Raw genomic sequence first — 14876 nt, forward strand, 5'->3', positions numbered from 1 at the left:
AACGAAGTGAGCGAGGGCTTCGGCGGTGCTGTGCGGTGTAGTTGCGGTCCTCGGTGTCTCGACGAGCAAAGCGAGTCGAGGCTCAGGAGAGTTTACTCTCCTGGTGGATCGAGGGCGAGGCCCGCTTTGCGGGCCGAGGGCTCGGGCGGTGCTGTGTGGATGCGGCGAGCGCCAGCAGTTCTACCGTGAGCGAACGGGGAGCGAATACGACCCGTGAGCGACCGCAGGGAGCGAGCGCACCCGACGTGGTTCGAGAGAGCGAAGCTCTCCCGCCACTGAGCGGGAGCAAAGCTCCCGCGAGGTCCGAAAGAACAGCGTTCTTTCGGGATGCCGAGACGGCTTCGCCGTCTCGTAGCAAGTAAAAACGTTCAGCGGACGCGAACGACGCCCGTCCGAAAGATCCGGTGGTTCGGGATGATGAACTCCTCACCGTCGTTTTCGACGTGGGTGACGAACACGTCGACCTCCTGAACCACGCCGTGCATGTCGTCGACGCGGACCTCGTCGCCGATGGCGTAGGGTTGGTTGAGCAGGAGGTAGGTCCCTGCCGCTCCCGCCGCGAGGAGGTCCTTGCCGGCGAGACCGCCGAGGAAGACGACGCCGAAGACGTAGGCCGCGAGCAGCACGATGAGCGCGTCGTCGGCGACGCCGATCTGGCCGAGCGCGACCAGCGCCGCGATGTAGATCACGCTGTATTTCACGACTCCCGGTACCAGACCGAGCGCTCCCGTCGAGGTGAACTTGTAGTTACCCAGTCGCTCGGCGACCCGTAGCTCCGCCCGATCGGCGAGGATCAGCCCGACGATCACGATGAGCGTGGCGATAAAGAGGTCCGGCAGGAAGTCGATGAAGTCGATCAGATAGCTCTGGATGTCGAACAGCGCGGCGACGCCCAGCGCGAGCACCGCGGCGAGAACGAAGACGAACAGGCCGAGCAGCCACGACAGCATGGCGACGGTGGACGTACCGAGGCGCTGGGCGGCGCGCTCGGAGGCGGTTCCCTCGACGACGTCAGCGACTCCGGCGGCGACGAGGAGGCGGTACGCCGATCGTGCGACGAGGTACGCGACCAGCCCCCCGACCACGAGGATGACCGCGAGGAGCACGAGATCGAGATTCCGGGTGAGGAGGTCCTGTACCACGGACTGGGCAAGCAGCGCCATCAGTACTCCTCCGGATCGAGTTCGAGGATCAGCTCGCCGCCCTTGAACGCCCGCACCAGTCGGTCGCTCTCGCTCAACACGACCGCGGTCGCGTTGGTGTCACGCGTGATCGATCCCGCGGCCATGTGTCGTGTCCCGAGCCCCTTCGGGATGTCGACGCCCTCCGCGCTGGGTTCGAGATAGCGGTACGCCGAGACGATCTTCCCACCGTCACTGATGACGAACGCGCCGTCGAGTCGCGAGAACTCCTTCAACATCACGTTCACGATCGGATCGCCGACGTGGACGTGGGATTTCTCGAAGGGGTTGTAGCTCAGCGGCCGGGACTTGTTCATCACCTTGCCGGCGTCGCCGATGACGAACAGCGCCCCGACCGGCTTTCCTTTCTGGCCCTTCTGCCCGAGTTCGACCGCCACGTCCAGCACGTCCCGAATCACTTCGGGATCGCCTCTGGAGTTGGTGAACAGGTCGTAGACGCCCGACTGGTCGAGGTCGCCCGCCCGCGCCCGGCTCACGCTGTCGATCACGTCGTCGAACAGCTTGGTCGCACACGCCACCTCGTCGCCCTCCTCGATGTGATCCTCGTCGAGCGCGCCCTCGATTCCGAACCGGATGCGCTCGGAGAGGTCGGCGAACTCGAGCGGGAGTTCGACGTACCGCTCCGCGCCGACCCCGTTGTCCGGCGCGACCACGATCGTCGAGATGTCCTCGACCTCCTGACACCGCTCGTAGTACGAGGAACTCGGCGAGAACAGGAGCACAGTTTCGACCTCGTCGACGATGTCACCGAGGAGGTCGCGTACAGTCGCCATTACCCGATACGGGCCGCCGGGGCCGCAAAAAGGTTTGTGACACGGCTTCGCGTACTTGGAGGCTACTTCTGACGATAGTTCGTCCACAAGCGGTTCATCAGAAAAAGTGACGCGCGGGACCGGATTCGAACCGGAGCAAGACATTCCTGCTCGCCTCGCTTCGCTCGGCTACGCGGGCTGTGACTTGCAGGGTTCAAATCGCTCCTGCTCGCTCGTTCCGTTCGCTACGCTCACTCCACTCACTGCGCGGGACCGGATTTGAACCGGCGGACCTCTACAGGACAGCGTCCTAAGCGCTGCGCCGTTGGCCTGGCTTGGCTACCCGCGCGCAGTACCGCCTTCCCGGGAGCGCAAAAAGAACCTGTCGTTTACTGGCCCGCAAGGCGGTTCTTGATCGCGTCGGCCACGCCCTCGCTGTGTTCGGCATCACTGAGGACGGCGAGTTCGTCGTCAGTGTGGATCGTTCCGTTCTCGACGACGCTCGCGCAGATCCCGCCGCGTTTGTTCTTGAGCGCGCGGGCGACACCCTCCTCGTCGGCGACCTGCTCGACGTGGGCACACGGCGGGCGTGGGCGGGTCCCCTCGAAGGTCACGTCGCCAACGGTGAACTGGCGGTTGAGAAGGTCGTGGACCGAGACGCCGCTGGTGACGACGTTCCGACGGTGTCGCCCGTCGGTGAGGTCGATGTCGAACTCCGCCTTGATCTCCTGAATGGCCTCGCGTTCGATGAATGTGACCTCGCACTCGTCCAACCCGGAGTAATAGCCCGTGCCCTTCATGTACCGATCGCCGCGCAGTCCCTGACGTTCGACGGCCTCGATCTGCTCGACTGCCTCCATCGGCTGCGATCCCTCCGGCGTGGTGTAGATCGTCTCGACGGTCGCTTGCATGGCGAACGAAGGGGAGCGGATCGGATAGACCTTCGCTTCACGAACGTTTAGGGGCCGTCGGTCCCGAGGTCAGGCATGTACCGGGCGCGTGATCGGGTCGAAAACGAAGCGTGGCTCGAGGATCTCGACGACGCTGCCGACGCGCTCGACCTCGACGCGGCCGCGCGCGAACGCGCGACCGACCTGTTCCTCTCGACGGTCCCCGACGGCGAGCGCTCGAAACCGGCGGCACTTGCGGCCAGCCTCTACGCTGGCGGGCTGATCGCGGGCGACCGGCGATCCCAGCGTGCGGTCGCGGAGGCGGTCGGCGTCGCTCGGCTCACGATCCAGCAACGCTGGCGACCGCTGCTCGACGAGGCAGGACTCGATCCGCCATCGTGGTGATTGAGACCAGTCGACAGCCTCACTCGGGTCGCGGACGCCCTTCGTGCTCAGGCGTGAGCGCTCCATATTGATCGATCTCGCCCCGGACGACTCGTGTGCTCGAAATGATGTCGCCGTCCTCGGCGTGGGCGTGATCGACCACCTCGATGTCGAGCGGGTCGAGCCCGTTCTCGCGGCGGATCTCGTTCACCCGCTCGCCGCCCGCTTCGGTTTCGGGCGAGACCACAAGCACGTCGAACTCCTCCTCGGTCGCGATTCCGGTCGGTTCGTCGAGGCGGCGGATCTCGTACGTGCGGTCGTGGCGGTCGGCGAGTGCGGCGAGCTCGGCGTCGAGGTTCTCCCGGCGTTTCTCGAACGGACGGACGTACCGCTCCTCGTGTCTGGTCTCGGCGGCGAGGTCGTCGCTGGTCAGCCCGACGGTGACGTCGCCACGCTCGAACGCGTGCTCGAACAGCCGGCGGTGGCCGTCGTGGACCGGATCGAACGTCCCGCCGAGCGCGACATCCATACCCGGCGGAGGCGTGCCCACGATTTAGTGGCTTCGACTCCACGATCGATCGGGCAATACACCCCTGGCCGGCTATCGAGCGCGCTACGCCCTCGAAGAACGATAGGTAGCTTCCAAACCACGACCGGGACTGCCGCCGACCGACGCTCGCCGCACTACTCGCTGGTGTCGTCCGACTCGTCGCCACGTGTCTCGTCGCTGGCCGGCGTCTCGTCGCTCGCTTCGTCGGCTTCCTCGACGGTGATCGTCACGGGATCGCTCCGCGAGGTGCGACGAGTCGGCTCGGAGCGTCCGTCCGGGAGCGGATCGAGGCCGAGTCTGGTGTCGAACTCGTCCCGAACCCGATCGATCATCACGCCGACGAGCTCGCTCGGCGGGATCGCGGTGTACTCGAACGCGTCGTCCTCGCTGTCCGTGGTTCGAGTGTGTCGCTCGACGACATCGTCGTCACGGAGCTCGGCGAGCATCTCACGGACCGAGTCGGGGTACAGCCCGGTGCCCGCTGCGATCTCCTCGGCGGTCGCCGACGGACGACGACGCACCTCCACGTACACCCGGGCGGCCCGATCGGTGTCGAGCGCCGTCGAGAGCAGCTCCACGATCCCCTCGTCGAACTCCTCGGTCCCCTCGCTCCGGTCGTCGTCCGTTCGATTCACCGCGTCGGTCGCGGCGCTGTTCGATCGCTGACGGTCAAGCTCCGCGCGCACGTCGTCGGGTTCGATCTCGTCGTCTGCGTTCTCGTCGCCTGTGTCGTCGGTGGGCGCGTCGTCGGCGGTCATAATCGTTTGAACCAGCCGCTCGCGGGATAAAAGACTTCCTCGCCTACAACATGAGCGCCGCACACACGGCGTCGAGACCCCCCTCACGCCGGTAACGTCGTTGGGCCGTCGCGCCGCTTTCGGCATCGAGGAGCCTGCGAATCCCCTCCACGCCGAGCCGGTCGGCCTCGCGGTCGACGACGGCTTCGAGACCGATCGTTCCGGCTCCGTCGCGATCGATGAACGTCGCGTCGTGGCCGTCACGCAGCGCGCGCCACTTGTTCTCGTCGAGGAGTTCACGCCGGAGTCCGCCGTCCCCGACTGTGTTTGCGCCGCCCCCGCTCGATCGGTACGCCGCCCAGGGGTCCGGGTCGTCCTCGTAGCGTTCGGCGAGGTCGAGCACGAGCGCGTGGGCATACTCGACGAACGCGATCACCCGTTCGGGGTCGGCCTGGCCATCGGGCGCGCGGAGCTCGACGGTGCCGTGACCGGTGTGCGGCCGGACGTCGTACCAGAGTTCGCCGCGATCGGCGATCGAGCCTTCTTCGACCATCAGCCGTTCGAACCGGGCGTACTCCTCGTAGCCCGCGAACGCGGTCGGCATCCCGGTGTTGGGGAGCCCCTCGAAGATCTTCGCGCGCGCCGACGCGAGACCGGTGTCGTACCCTTCCCAGTACGGGGAGTTCGCCGACAACGCCAGCATGATCGGCATGTACCATCGGAGCTCGTTCGCGACCCACGTCGCCTTCTCGGCGTTGTCGACCCCGACGTGGACGTGGACTCCGGCGGTGGTGTTGCGGTGCTGTGGATACCGAATCCGATCGAGCTGCGAGCGATAGCGGGGTTTCTCGGCGTGTTCGAGTTCGCGCCACCGGGCAGCGGGGTGGAGACCTGCTGCCGCGATATCGTAGCCGTGCGCCGCGGCGTACTCGACCAGAGCCTCCTGAACGGTAACGATCTGTTCGCGCGCCTCGTCGAGTCCCTCGCAGGTCGGTGTCTGCGTCTCGACGATGAACTTGAATAGCTCGTGGTCGAGACGGCCGTCGAGCACGCCGGGTGGCTCGCTCTCGTAGACGAGCTCGTCGGTGGCCGACGTGGGGCGGCCCGCGTCGTCGACGACGTAAAACTCTTCTTCGACGCCAAGCGTCCCCATCCGAGTGAAGTTCTCGGCCGAACCCACGTCCATCTCGCCCGTGATACCGGGCCACCGGATTAAAGCTGCAGGTTTTGCACCCACCTTTTGCTGCGCTCATTCGCTCCCTTCGGTCGCTCACTCGCTGGCAAAATGTGGATCAAAAGCCTCCTCCTTCCCTCCGGTCAGTCGTCGGCCCGCTCGTTCGCTCCGCTCTCTCGCGGTCGAATCACTGACTCACCGCAACCACACCGCCGAAGCCCTCGCCGCGCGCTCCCTTCGGTCGCTACTCACTCGCTTCGCTCGTTCGCGCGTCTCGCCCTTCATCCACCAGGAACGCCTCGCCGCCACGGCCGCCTCCGCACCACGACCGCACCGCCGCGGCTGCCGCACCGCAGCCGCTACGACGTGACGACTTCGATCTCGTGGCCGTCGTGGTCCTTCGTGAACGCGTACTGGTGGTCACAGGATTCGGGATCGCGGTAGTCCTCGGCGTCGCGGGTCATCAGCGTCTTCCACGCGTCGTCGAGATCGTCGGCGCGAACCGCAACGTGACCCCACGCGTCGCCCATCTCGTAGGAGCGTCCGTCGTAGTTGTAGGTGAGTTCGACGCTCATCGCCTCTTCGGCCGCGTCTTCGGGTTCGACGAAGTAATTCGCGAAGTCGTCGGACTCCCACCGTCCCCCCGGAAGCTCGTCGTACTCGAACTTCCGCGTCCAGAAGCCGAGGCTTCGGTCGGCGTCCTCGACGCGCATCATGGTGTGATCGAGACTCCAGCGCGCGCCGTGATCGCGCTGGACGATCTCGATCTCGTGGCCGTCGGGATCTTTCACGAACGCGTAGCGCCCGCCGCAGGATTCGGGGTCGCGGTAGTCCTCGACACCCTCGTCCATCAACTCGTCGTAGGCGGATTCGAGCTCCCCCTCCGGCACGCGGACCGCGATGTGGCCCCACGCGTCGCCCACCTCGTAGGAGCGTCCGTCGTGGTTGTACGTGAGTTCGAGCAGCGCGCCCTCGTCGTGGACTTCCTCCGGGCCCATGAACACGTTCGTGAACGTGTCGGCCTCCCAGCGCCCGTGTTCGACGTAATCGAGGTGGTCGCTGTACCAATCGATCGACGCTTCGAGGTCTTCGACCCGGATCATCGTGTGGTCGAGGGTTGCGTCCATGCACCGCCGTTCGCCTTCCGGAGCGAAAAGACTACTGGCGTACACCGAATGTCACGGTGGGCGGTCCCGCGGTACGATCTCGTGAAACGCTACTGCTGTCTGGGTTTCGTCGCACCGACGATTTCGTCCGTCGAGACGATCGTGGCGAACTCCCCGTCGAGATGTGCCAGCGCCGTGCGGTGGACTGTCTCAGCGTCGAACGCCTCGCCGTCGAGCGTCCGGTCGAACGTCGCCGTCGCGTCCCGGACGAGCAATACGTCGAACCGACGGTTTTCGGCCATTCGCGTCGTCGTCGACACGCAGTGGTCGGTCGTCAGACCACAGACGACGAGGTGCTCGTGTCCGCGCTCACGGAGCCACGACTCCAGATCGGTGTCGACGAACGCGCCGTTGACGCACTTCGTGAACTCGGCCTCGCCGTCACGGGGTCCGAGCCCTTCCTCGTACTGGAATCCGGGCGCGTCGCGCCGGAGTGGCGACGACGGTTCCGTCGAGTCGTGGCGGACGTGGACGATCGGACGGTCACGTTCGCGCCAGGCTGTGAGCAGTCGCACCGCGTTGCGTTCGGCGTCCGGGTTGTTGCGAGTTCCCCACGCCGGATCGGCGAACCCCTGCTGAAAATCGACGAGCACCAATACGGGCTCCCCGGCGCTATCGATCGTCATCGGACGGGATTTGGCGACGAACCGTGGGCTGCCAGCCGTCGGTCGGGACCGCGCAGTCGACCGGATTTGGGATGCTCGCGAGTGACGGTGATCGGGGGCTCTGCCGGCGCTTGCGACGAATCTTCCGACAGCATGTACTGTGGCCACTCCCGATCGCCCTCGATTCCCCAGTCGCCGAGGTCGGCGTGCGGACAGACGCCGTCGTAGCCGTCGAGACGATCCTGGATGAGGTCGCGGGCCTGCTGTCCCGCTTTCGTCTCCGCCGTCACGCCGAGGTTCTCGAACAGCGCGCGCGGCTGGAACGTGATCTCCAGTCCGATCGGGGAGTACCGGCTCTTTCGCTGCTCGTAGAACGGCGCGCGACAGGTCGGAAACATCGGCTCCCCGCCGAAGCAGAACTCCCAGTGGCGATCGTCGGGGTCGGTCGGAATCTCCTCGGGCCACGGCTCGGGATCGTGGACGTGGAGGAACTGGAGCACGTGCCAGAGGTGTTCGTGGTACTCGTGTTCCGCGAACTCCCCGTCAGGCGGCTCGAAGAACGCGACCAGCGAGGCGCGATCGTTGTGGTCGCGATAGGTGTCGACGTAGTCGAGCAGCGTCCGTCCGAGATCGAGCAGCGCGTCCTTCTCAGTCATCGAGGGGACTGCGGTGTACAGTGGCTCGCCGTTCCGGACCGACTCGGCACCGAAAAAGCAGGGAAAGGGAGTGCCGTTTCGTTCGCCCAACAGCCCGTCGCGAAAGGAGTGCCAGTGGGCGGCGACCCAGTCGGGCGCGTCCCCGCTCGCGACGCGCTGCTCGACGGTTGCCTGGTCGCGGAGCCGACCGACTACCCGGTCAGTCATGGTCGTATGCAGGTGTTCTGCGGGCTTTTATCCATCGCTTCCCGCTGATTGCCCTTTCACCGGTTCGATGGTATCGCCGGCATTGATCCGGCCGGTGGCGACGATACGACACCGAAGGCCGCCGCGATGGACGAGCGCCTCGCGGACGCCCGACGTTCCGAGATGCTGTTCCAGATACGAACACGGCTCGCAGAGTTCGACGCCGAGACACGTCGCCTCGCCGACCCGGAATCGCCGATTCACGTAGTGATTGAGTCGAACGTTCTCGGTGGTGATGTTCCGACGGTGCGCCCCCGGTTCGAGTTCGATCCCATCGTCGCGCTCGACGGCTGCGAGGGCCTCGCTCTCGATGAGCGTGAGATCGCCGCCCGTCCGCTCGGCGAACGTGCCCGTGTCGCTGAAATATCGATCGCCCCGGAGTCCGGCATCGGCGACGGCCTCGACCGCCGCGACCGACTCCGGCTCGGCCCCCTGCTCACTGGCGACGTGAATCGATCGCACGTGACCACACATACCCACTGGAGAGCCCGGTTCGTCTTATAGCTGATCGAAGCGTGTGGGTTCCCAGCGCAGTCGATGGCGAGACGGATCAGCGACGCCGCACGGCCGGCCAGTAGCACCACCACGCGATCGTGAGCACGAGCACCGGGCCGAGCGGGAGAGCGAGGCGACCGATCCCCCGTGAGAGCCCGACGGCGACGGTGGCGTGGCTCAGCCCTGTGAGGACGACCAGCCCGCCGGTCACACGCGGATCCTCGCGCCACACGACGCCGACGAGGGCGCTCGCGAGTGCCGCGAGGTAGCACCCAACGCTCACCGGCCACGCCTGGAGATATCTCGGCAGCGCCGCGAACCCGCGCGCGAATCGGAGGTAGTCGTCGAGCGGCGTGAGATGGAGCGGGTTCGCGTTGACGAGGCCAAACGAGAAGAGCAGCGTCACCTCGCTTCCGACGAGCACGGTCCACGGGACGAGGCCGAGCGCGAGTAGAACCAGCAGTCGGCGGCGCGGTGCGGGCGTGGCGGGCGAAGCGGATGCGGTGGACCCGCTGGACGCGCCGGCCATCACCGGCGCGCGACGATCCGGAGCACGTCCTCGTCTTCGAGTTCGTGGTCCGTCCCCACCTGCTGGTCGTCGTGTTTCGCGCTCGGTCCCGATAGCCGCCCGAATCGGAATCGGTCTTCGAGTTCGCCGCCAAGCTTCTCGCAGGCATCCCCGACCGTCTGGCCCGCGCGAAGCAGCAGCGGTTCCTCGTAGTCCGTCCCGCGGCCGGGCTTGTCCATGTAGATACGGATGAGGTCGAGTTGCTGCCAGATCCGTTCACGGAGCGTGTCGAGCCCTTTCTCGGCCTCGGCGCTGATGAAGATCGCGTCGTCGGGGTCGATGTCGTGGTCACGGAGATCGCTATTGACGGTTTCGAGATAGTCGGGCTCGATCAGGTCGGCCTTGTTGACCGCGACGAGCGACGGGAGATACACCCGGTTGTCGAGCACCCCATCGAGCAGGCGATCGATGTCGACTGCCTCGCTCACCGCGACATCGGCGTTGACGTAGTCGCGCTCGCGGAGCACCTCCCGGACGGTGTTCTCGTCGAGTTCGACCTCGGGGGCCATGGTGACGTCGATCCCACCCTTCCCTTTGGGGGTGATCCGGACTTTTGGGGGTCGGGTGTCGAGTCTGATCTTGTTCTGGTAGAGCTCCTTGCTGAGTTTGGCGTACGCCTGGATCTCGAACACCGAGAGCACGAACACCACGAGGTCGGCGGTCCGAATCACCGAGAGCACTTCCTGACCGCCACCCCGGCCGCCCGCCGCACCCGCGATCAGTCCGGGCACGTCGAGGAGCTGGATGTTCGCGCCCTTGTGTTTCAGCATCCCGGGGTTCACGTCGAGGGTCGTGAACTCGTAGGCCCCCACCTCGCTCTCGGCGTTGGTGAGCGCGTTCAACAGCGTGGATTTGCCGGCGCTCGGCATGCCGACGAGCGCCACGGTCGCGTCGCCGGTCTGTTCGACCGAGTAGCCCTGGCCGCCGCCCGCCGAGCTCTGATTCTCGAGCTTCTCCTTTTTCTCGGCGAGCTTCGATTTCAACCGGCCGATGTGGGCCTCGGTCGATTTGTTGTACGGGGTCTCCGTGATCTCTTCGCGGAGCTCCTCGATCTCCCCTTCGAGTCCCATCGGGTAGTGGTGAGCCGTGGGCGTCGAAAAGTCCTTCCTTCCGGGTCGGGAACGGGCCGACCGCGTGACGAAAGACAATCCTTAACCTCGCGGCGGCGGTTTCCGGAAGCATGGCTGGAACCATCGAAGTCCTCGTTCCTGGCGGGGAGGCCGATCCAGGACCGCCGCTCGGGCCGGAACTCGGTCCGACGCCGGTGGACGTGCAAGCGGTAGTCAGTGAGATCAACGACCGTACCGAAGCGTTCGACGGCACCGAAGTCCCCGTCACCGTCGAGTACGACGACGACGGCGCGTTCGAGATCGACGTGGGCGTTCCCCCGACCGCGGCGCTCGTCAAGGACGAGGCCGGTTTCGAGACCGGCTCCGGCGAACCCCAGAAGAACTTCGTCGCCGACCTCTCGGTCGATCAGGTCAAACAGATCGCCGAGCAGAAACAGTCCGACCTGCTCGCGTACGACACCGCAAACGCCGCGAAAGAAGTCGCCGGCACCTGCGTCACCCTCGGCGTCACCATCGAAGGCGAGGACGCACGCACCTTCGACGACCGGGTCGACGACGGCGAATACGACGAGACGCTCGCCGAATCGTAGCTTCCACCGACCGCCGTTGCGGATCGACTGCGGAACCGCTTCGACGGCTTTAAGGGTCGCATCGGTCTTTTCCTAACCGAGGCAGGTAGCGCCTGTTTCACGCCGTAGCAGCCACGAAGGCGTACTACGGAGGTGGATAATGGCAGATCAGGACATAGAGGAGGCCGTGACGCGCGCGCTTGACGAGGCCCCACCGCGGAACTTCAGTGAGACGGTGGACCTCGCAGTCAACCTGCGTGATCTCGACCTCAACGACCCATCGAACCGCGTCGACGAGAGTATCGTTCTTCCGGAAGGAACCGGCCAAGAGACCCGCATCGTCGTGTTCGCCGAGGGCGAGACCGCCCTCCGCGCCGAGGAGGTCGCCGACGACGTGCTCGACGGCGACGATCTCGAAGAGCTCGGCGACGATGACGACGAAGCGAAGGATCTCGCCGGCGAGACCGACTTCTTCATCGCCGAAGCGGGACTGATGCAGGACATCGGTCGCTACCTCGGGACCGTTCTCGGTCCGCGGGGGAAGATGCCGACGCCGCTCCAGCCCGACGACGACGTCGTCGAGACGATCGAGCGGATGAAAAACACCGTGCAGCTCCGGAGCCGCGACCGACGAACGTTCCACACCCGAGTCGGTGCCGACGACATGTCCGCGGCGGAGATCGGGGACAACATCGACGTCATCGTCCGGCGACTGGAGGCCGACCTCGAAAAGGGACCCCTCAACATCGATACGGTGTACGTCAAGACGACGATGGGCCCCTCGGTGGAGGTGGCCTAAATGTCCGCCGAGAGCGAGGCGGGCGACCGGCGGACCGAGGCGATCCCGGAGTGGAAGCGCGAGGAAGTCGCAGATCTCGCGGAGCTGATCGAGACCTACGAGAGCGTCGGCGTCGTCTCGATCGGCGGGATCCCGAGTCGCCAGCTCCAGGCGATGCGCCGGGAGCTCCACGGCGACGCCGAGCTTCGGGTCGCCCGGAACACCCTGCTCGTGCGCGCGCTCGACGAGGCCGGCGAGGGCATCGCGGACCTCACGAGCGAGATCGAGGGTCAGGTCGGGTTGATCGGCACTGACGAGAACCCGTTCGGACTCTATCGCCAGCTGGAGGCGTCGAAGACGCCCGCGCCGATCAACGCGGGCGAGATCGCGCCGAACGAGATCACGATCCCCGAGAGCGACACCGGCGTCGATCCCGGTCCGTTCGTCGGGGAGCTCCAGCAGGTCGGCGCGGCCGCCCGGATCATGGACGGCTCGATCCACGTCACCGAGGACTCCACAGTACTGGAGGAGGGTGAGGAGGTCTCCGGCCAGCTCGCGAACGTGCTCGGCGAACTCGGGATCGAGCCGAAGGAAGTCGGCCTCGATCTCAAGACCGTCTACGCCGACGGCATCCTGTTCGAGCCCGACGAGCTCGCGATCGACGTCGACGAGTACCGTGCGGACATCGAGGCGGCGGCCGCTCGCGCTCGAAACCTCTCGATCAACGCAGCCTATCCGACCGATCGCACGGCCGGCACGCTGCTCGGCCAGGCGAGCACCGAGGCACGGAGCCTCGGCGTCCACGCCGCGATCGAGAGCCCCGACATCGCCGACGAGCTCGTGAGCAAGGCGGACGCGCAGGTCCGTGCGCTCGCGGCCCACATCGACGACGAGGAGGCGCTCCCCGAGGAGCTCCGCGGCGTCGAGGAAACGGCTGATGCAGGCGCGGATGCGGACGCAGACGAATCGAGCGACGACGAGGCCGAGGCGGAGACCGAGCCCGATGCCGACACGGACGACGAGTCCGACGATGACGACGACGACGACGGCGACGGCGACGCGGGCGAAGGTCTCGGCGAGATGTTCGGCTGATTCGATCACGAAATCAACACTCCCAACACCACAACAATGGAATACGTTTACGCAGCACTCATCCTGAACGAGACGGACGAAGAGATCAACGAAGACAACCTGACCGACGTGCTCGACGCGGCCGGTGCGGACGTCGAGGACTCGCGCGTGAAGGCGCTCGTGGCCGCGCTCGAAGACGTCGACATCGAGGAAGCGGTCGATCAGGCCGCCGCGGTGCCCGCGGGCGGCGCTGGCGGTGCGGGCGGCGCAGCAGCCGGCGGCGCTGGCGGCGAGGCCGAGGCCGACGAGACCGAGGAAGCCGACGAAGAGGAAGCGGCCGAAGAAGCCGAAGCGGACGACGACGAGGACGACGACGCTGGCGGCGAAGGTCTCGGCGAACTCTTCGGGTAGACGCGCCCACCCAACCCACGTTTTCTTTCAGCAACCCGATAGCCGTGCGAGCGTTTACATACCGGAACGCGACCACCACGGGATGAATGGGTCCGTTCGGCGGGAGCGTCGTGGTCGCACCCGAGTCTGCACTCCCGGCACTCGGGTTCGTGCTCGGTGGGATCGCGCTCGGAACGGTGAGCGGCCTCGTGCCCGGGCTCCACGCCAACAACTTCGCGCTGCTGTTGGCGGCGGCCGCACCGCAGGTCCCGGGGCCGGCGCTGTACGTCGGGGCAGCGATGCTCGCGGCCGGCGTCACGCACACGTTTCTCGACGTGGTGCCGGCGCTCGCGCTCGGGGTGCCCGACGCCGCGATGGCGGCCTCGGCGCTGCCGGGCCATCGACTGGTGATCGAGGGCCGTGGTCGCGAGGCGCTTCGCCTGTCGGCGCTCGGGAGCGGGCTCGCGGTCGCGTTCGCGGTGCCGCTCGCGATCCCGATGACGCGGGTGATGGTGGCGGTGTACCCGACGGTGCGGGCGCATCTGCCGCTCGTCTTGGGTGGCGTCGCGGTTTTCCTCGTCGTCACCGAGCGGTCGAACGCCGCGCGGATCGGGGGTGTGCTCGCCTTCCTCCTGAGCGCGGGGCTCGGGTGGCTCACGCTCGACATCGAGCCGAGCGCGCCGCTTGCTGCGGGTGGGATGTTGATGCCGTTGTTCGCGGGGCTGTTCGGAGCACCGGTGCTGATCGAAGCACTCGACGGGGCCGGGGTGCCCGAGCAGGCCGATGCTGCCGTCACGACGCCGCGGCGCACGGTTGGGTTGACGGCGCTCGTCGGGACGGCCTCGGGCGCGATCGTCGGTTATTTGCCGGGTGTATCAGCAGCCGTCGCGGCGACGGTGACGCTGCCCGCAGTGCCAGAGGACGACGGTGCGCGTGGCTTTCTGATCGCCACGAGCGGTGTGAACACCTCTAACACAATTTTCGCGCTGTTCGCGCTCGTCGCGCTCGGATCGCCCCGGACTGGAGTGCTAGTTGCCCTCGAATCGACGGGTGTGCCACTCGATTTGCCCCTATTGCTTTCCGGGGTCGCGCTCGCGGCGGGTGTCGGGTTCGTGCTGGTGCCGTGGATCGGTGATCGGTATCTCCGGACAGTCGGCCGGATCGAGTACACCCATCTCTCGGTCGGTGTGCTCTGTCTCCTGCTCGGGATCGCGTACCTGTTCGCCGGGCCGATCGGCGTGGGTGCGTTCTGTGCGAGCGCGCTGATCGGCCTGGTTCCCGCAAAGTTCCGTGCGCGACGCGTCCACCTGATGGGAGTGTTGATGGGGCCGTTGATCCTCGGCATCTGAGTGCTGTCGCTCGTTTCGGGACGCTGTGACGGCGATAGCGGTGGCTGTGCGATGGTGGTCGAGTCATGCGGAGGCGGTGGCTGTGCGGTGGCGGAGGCAGTAGGAAGCCACGCGGCCACGTTTATCGCGGCCTCACGGGGAGGGGCGGGGGCTTCAGCGCGTGCCGCCACGAGGCGCGTAGCGCCTCGGCCCGTGCGAACGGGCACGAAGCGCCCGTGAGCAGA

The 14876-nt window shown here is 66.5% G+C and carries 18 protein-coding genes and 1 tRNA gene; 6 read left to right on the forward strand and 13 right to left on the reverse strand.

Annotated elements, in window-relative coordinates; translation table 11 throughout:
- Positions 1-368: 368 nt before the first annotated feature.
- From PHA81_RS16135 to PHA81_RS16150, 4 genes are all read right to left on the reverse strand, one after another.
- Entirely contained in the window at positions 369-1163 is a 795-nt protein-coding gene (locus tag PHA81_RS16135; RefSeq protein WP_273837566.1) for a mechanosensitive ion channel domain-containing protein, read from the reverse strand.
- Positions 1163-1975, reverse strand: a complete 813-nt coding sequence (gene dacZ / locus PHA81_RS16140) for a diadenylate cyclase DacZ (protein WP_005038691.1) — start codon at positions 1973-1975, stop codon at positions 1163-1165. Before dacZ ends, PHA81_RS16135 begins: the two co-directional genes overlap by 1 nt.
- A 243-nt stretch (positions 1976-2218) precedes the next feature.
- A tRNA-Leu gene (locus PHA81_RS16145) sits at positions 2219-2303 on the reverse strand.
- Positions 2304-2343: 40 nt separating this feature from the next.
- On the reverse strand, positions 2344-2865 hold the full coding sequence (locus PHA81_RS16150) for an MOSC domain-containing protein (protein WP_005038692.1): 522 nt from the start codon (positions 2863-2865) through the stop codon (positions 2344-2346).
- Between the two features lie 75 nt (positions 2866-2940).
- On the opposite strand from PHA81_RS16150, the gene PHA81_RS16155 reads away from it, so the two are divergent.
- Positions 2941-3249: a hypothetical protein gene (locus tag PHA81_RS16155; RefSeq protein ID WP_005038693.1), complete on the forward strand. Its 309-nt coding sequence runs from the start codon at positions 2941-2943 to the stop codon at positions 3247-3249.
- Positions 3250-3268: 19 nt separating this feature from the next.
- On the opposite strand, the gene PHA81_RS16160 is transcribed toward PHA81_RS16155, so the two are convergent.
- The 9 genes from PHA81_RS16160 to PHA81_RS16200 form a co-directional block, all read right to left on the reverse strand.
- Positions 3269-3757 (reverse strand): phosphopantetheine adenylyltransferase, encoded by a 489-nt coding sequence (locus PHA81_RS16160; protein ID WP_005038694.1) that lies wholly within the window; start codon positions 3755-3757, stop codon positions 3269-3271.
- A 155-nt stretch (positions 3758-3912) separates the two neighbouring features.
- Complete coding sequence (locus tag PHA81_RS16165) at positions 3913-4536, reverse strand: hypothetical protein (RefSeq protein ID WP_005038695.1); 624 nt, start codon at positions 4534-4536, stop codon at positions 3913-3915.
- A gap of 43 nt (positions 4537-4579) precedes the next feature.
- Positions 4580-5701 (reverse strand): glutamate--cysteine ligase, encoded by a 1122-nt coding sequence (locus PHA81_RS16170; protein WP_005038696.1) that lies wholly within the window; start codon positions 5699-5701, stop codon positions 4580-4582.
- A 347-nt stretch (positions 5702-6048) separates the two neighbouring features.
- A complete protein-coding gene (locus PHA81_RS16175) occupies positions 6049-6816 on the reverse strand; it encodes a VOC family protein (protein WP_005038697.1) in 768 nt (255 codons plus the stop codon).
- Between the two features lie 89 nt (positions 6817-6905).
- Positions 6906-7481, reverse strand: coding sequence for a cysteine hydrolase family protein (locus PHA81_RS16180; RefSeq protein ID WP_005038698.1), 576 nt, complete (start codon positions 7479-7481; stop codon positions 6906-6908).
- Positions 7478-8323, reverse strand: a complete 846-nt coding sequence (locus PHA81_RS16185) for a YqcI/YcgG family protein (protein ID WP_005038699.1) — start codon at positions 8321-8323, stop codon at positions 7478-7480. The genes PHA81_RS16180 and PHA81_RS16185 overlap by 4 nt, the downstream gene beginning before the upstream one ends.
- Positions 8324-8350: 27 nt before the next feature.
- Positions 8351-8836 carry an MOSC domain-containing protein gene (locus PHA81_RS16190; protein ID WP_005038700.1) on the reverse strand — a complete coding sequence of 162 codons (486 nt, stop codon included), beginning with the start codon at positions 8834-8836 and terminating at the stop codon, positions 8351-8353.
- 76 nt (positions 8837-8912) lie between these two features.
- Complete coding sequence (locus PHA81_RS16195) at positions 8913-9386, reverse strand: TIGR04206 family protein (protein ID WP_005038706.1); 474 nt, start codon at positions 9384-9386, stop codon at positions 8913-8915.
- Entirely contained in the window at positions 9386-10495 is a 1110-nt protein-coding gene (locus PHA81_RS16200; RefSeq protein WP_005038708.1) for a GTPase, read from the reverse strand. Before PHA81_RS16200 ends, PHA81_RS16195 begins: the two co-directional genes overlap by 1 nt.
- 110 nt (positions 10496-10605) lie before the next feature.
- Here PHA81_RS16200 and PHA81_RS16205 point away from each other — a divergent pair, with 110 nt between their 5' ends.
- From PHA81_RS16205 to PHA81_RS16225, 5 genes are all read left to right on the forward strand, one after another.
- Positions 10606-11085, forward strand: coding sequence for a 50S ribosomal protein L11 (locus tag PHA81_RS16205; RefSeq protein ID WP_005038710.1), 480 nt, complete (start codon positions 10606-10608; stop codon positions 11083-11085).
- Positions 11086-11224: 139 nt separating this feature from the next.
- The gene (locus tag PHA81_RS16210; protein WP_005038714.1) at positions 11225-11863 is read left to right on the forward strand and encodes a 50S ribosomal protein L1; all 639 of its coding nucleotides are present in this window, start codon (positions 11225-11227) and stop codon (positions 11861-11863) included.
- On the forward strand, positions 11864-12934 hold the full coding sequence (locus tag PHA81_RS16215; RefSeq protein WP_005038715.1) for a 50S ribosomal protein L10: 1071 nt from the start codon (positions 11864-11866) through the stop codon (positions 12932-12934).
- 36 nt (positions 12935-12970) lie between these two features.
- Positions 12971-13324 (forward strand): 50S ribosomal protein P1, encoded by a 354-nt coding sequence (gene rpl12p / locus PHA81_RS16220; RefSeq protein ID WP_005038717.1) that lies wholly within the window; start codon positions 12971-12973, stop codon positions 13322-13324.
- Between the two features lie 86 nt (positions 13325-13410).
- Complete coding sequence (locus tag PHA81_RS16225) at positions 13411-14652, forward strand: tripartite tricarboxylate transporter permease (protein WP_005038720.1); 1242 nt, start codon at positions 13411-13413, stop codon at positions 14650-14652.
- The last annotated feature ends 224 nt before the right edge of the window (positions 14653-14876 follow it).

This window comes from Halococcus sp. PRR34 (assembly GCF_028617175.1).
In the GTDB taxonomy this organism is placed as follows: Archaea; Halobacteriota; Halobacteria; order Halobacteriales; family Halococcaceae; genus Halococcus; species Halococcus salifodinae.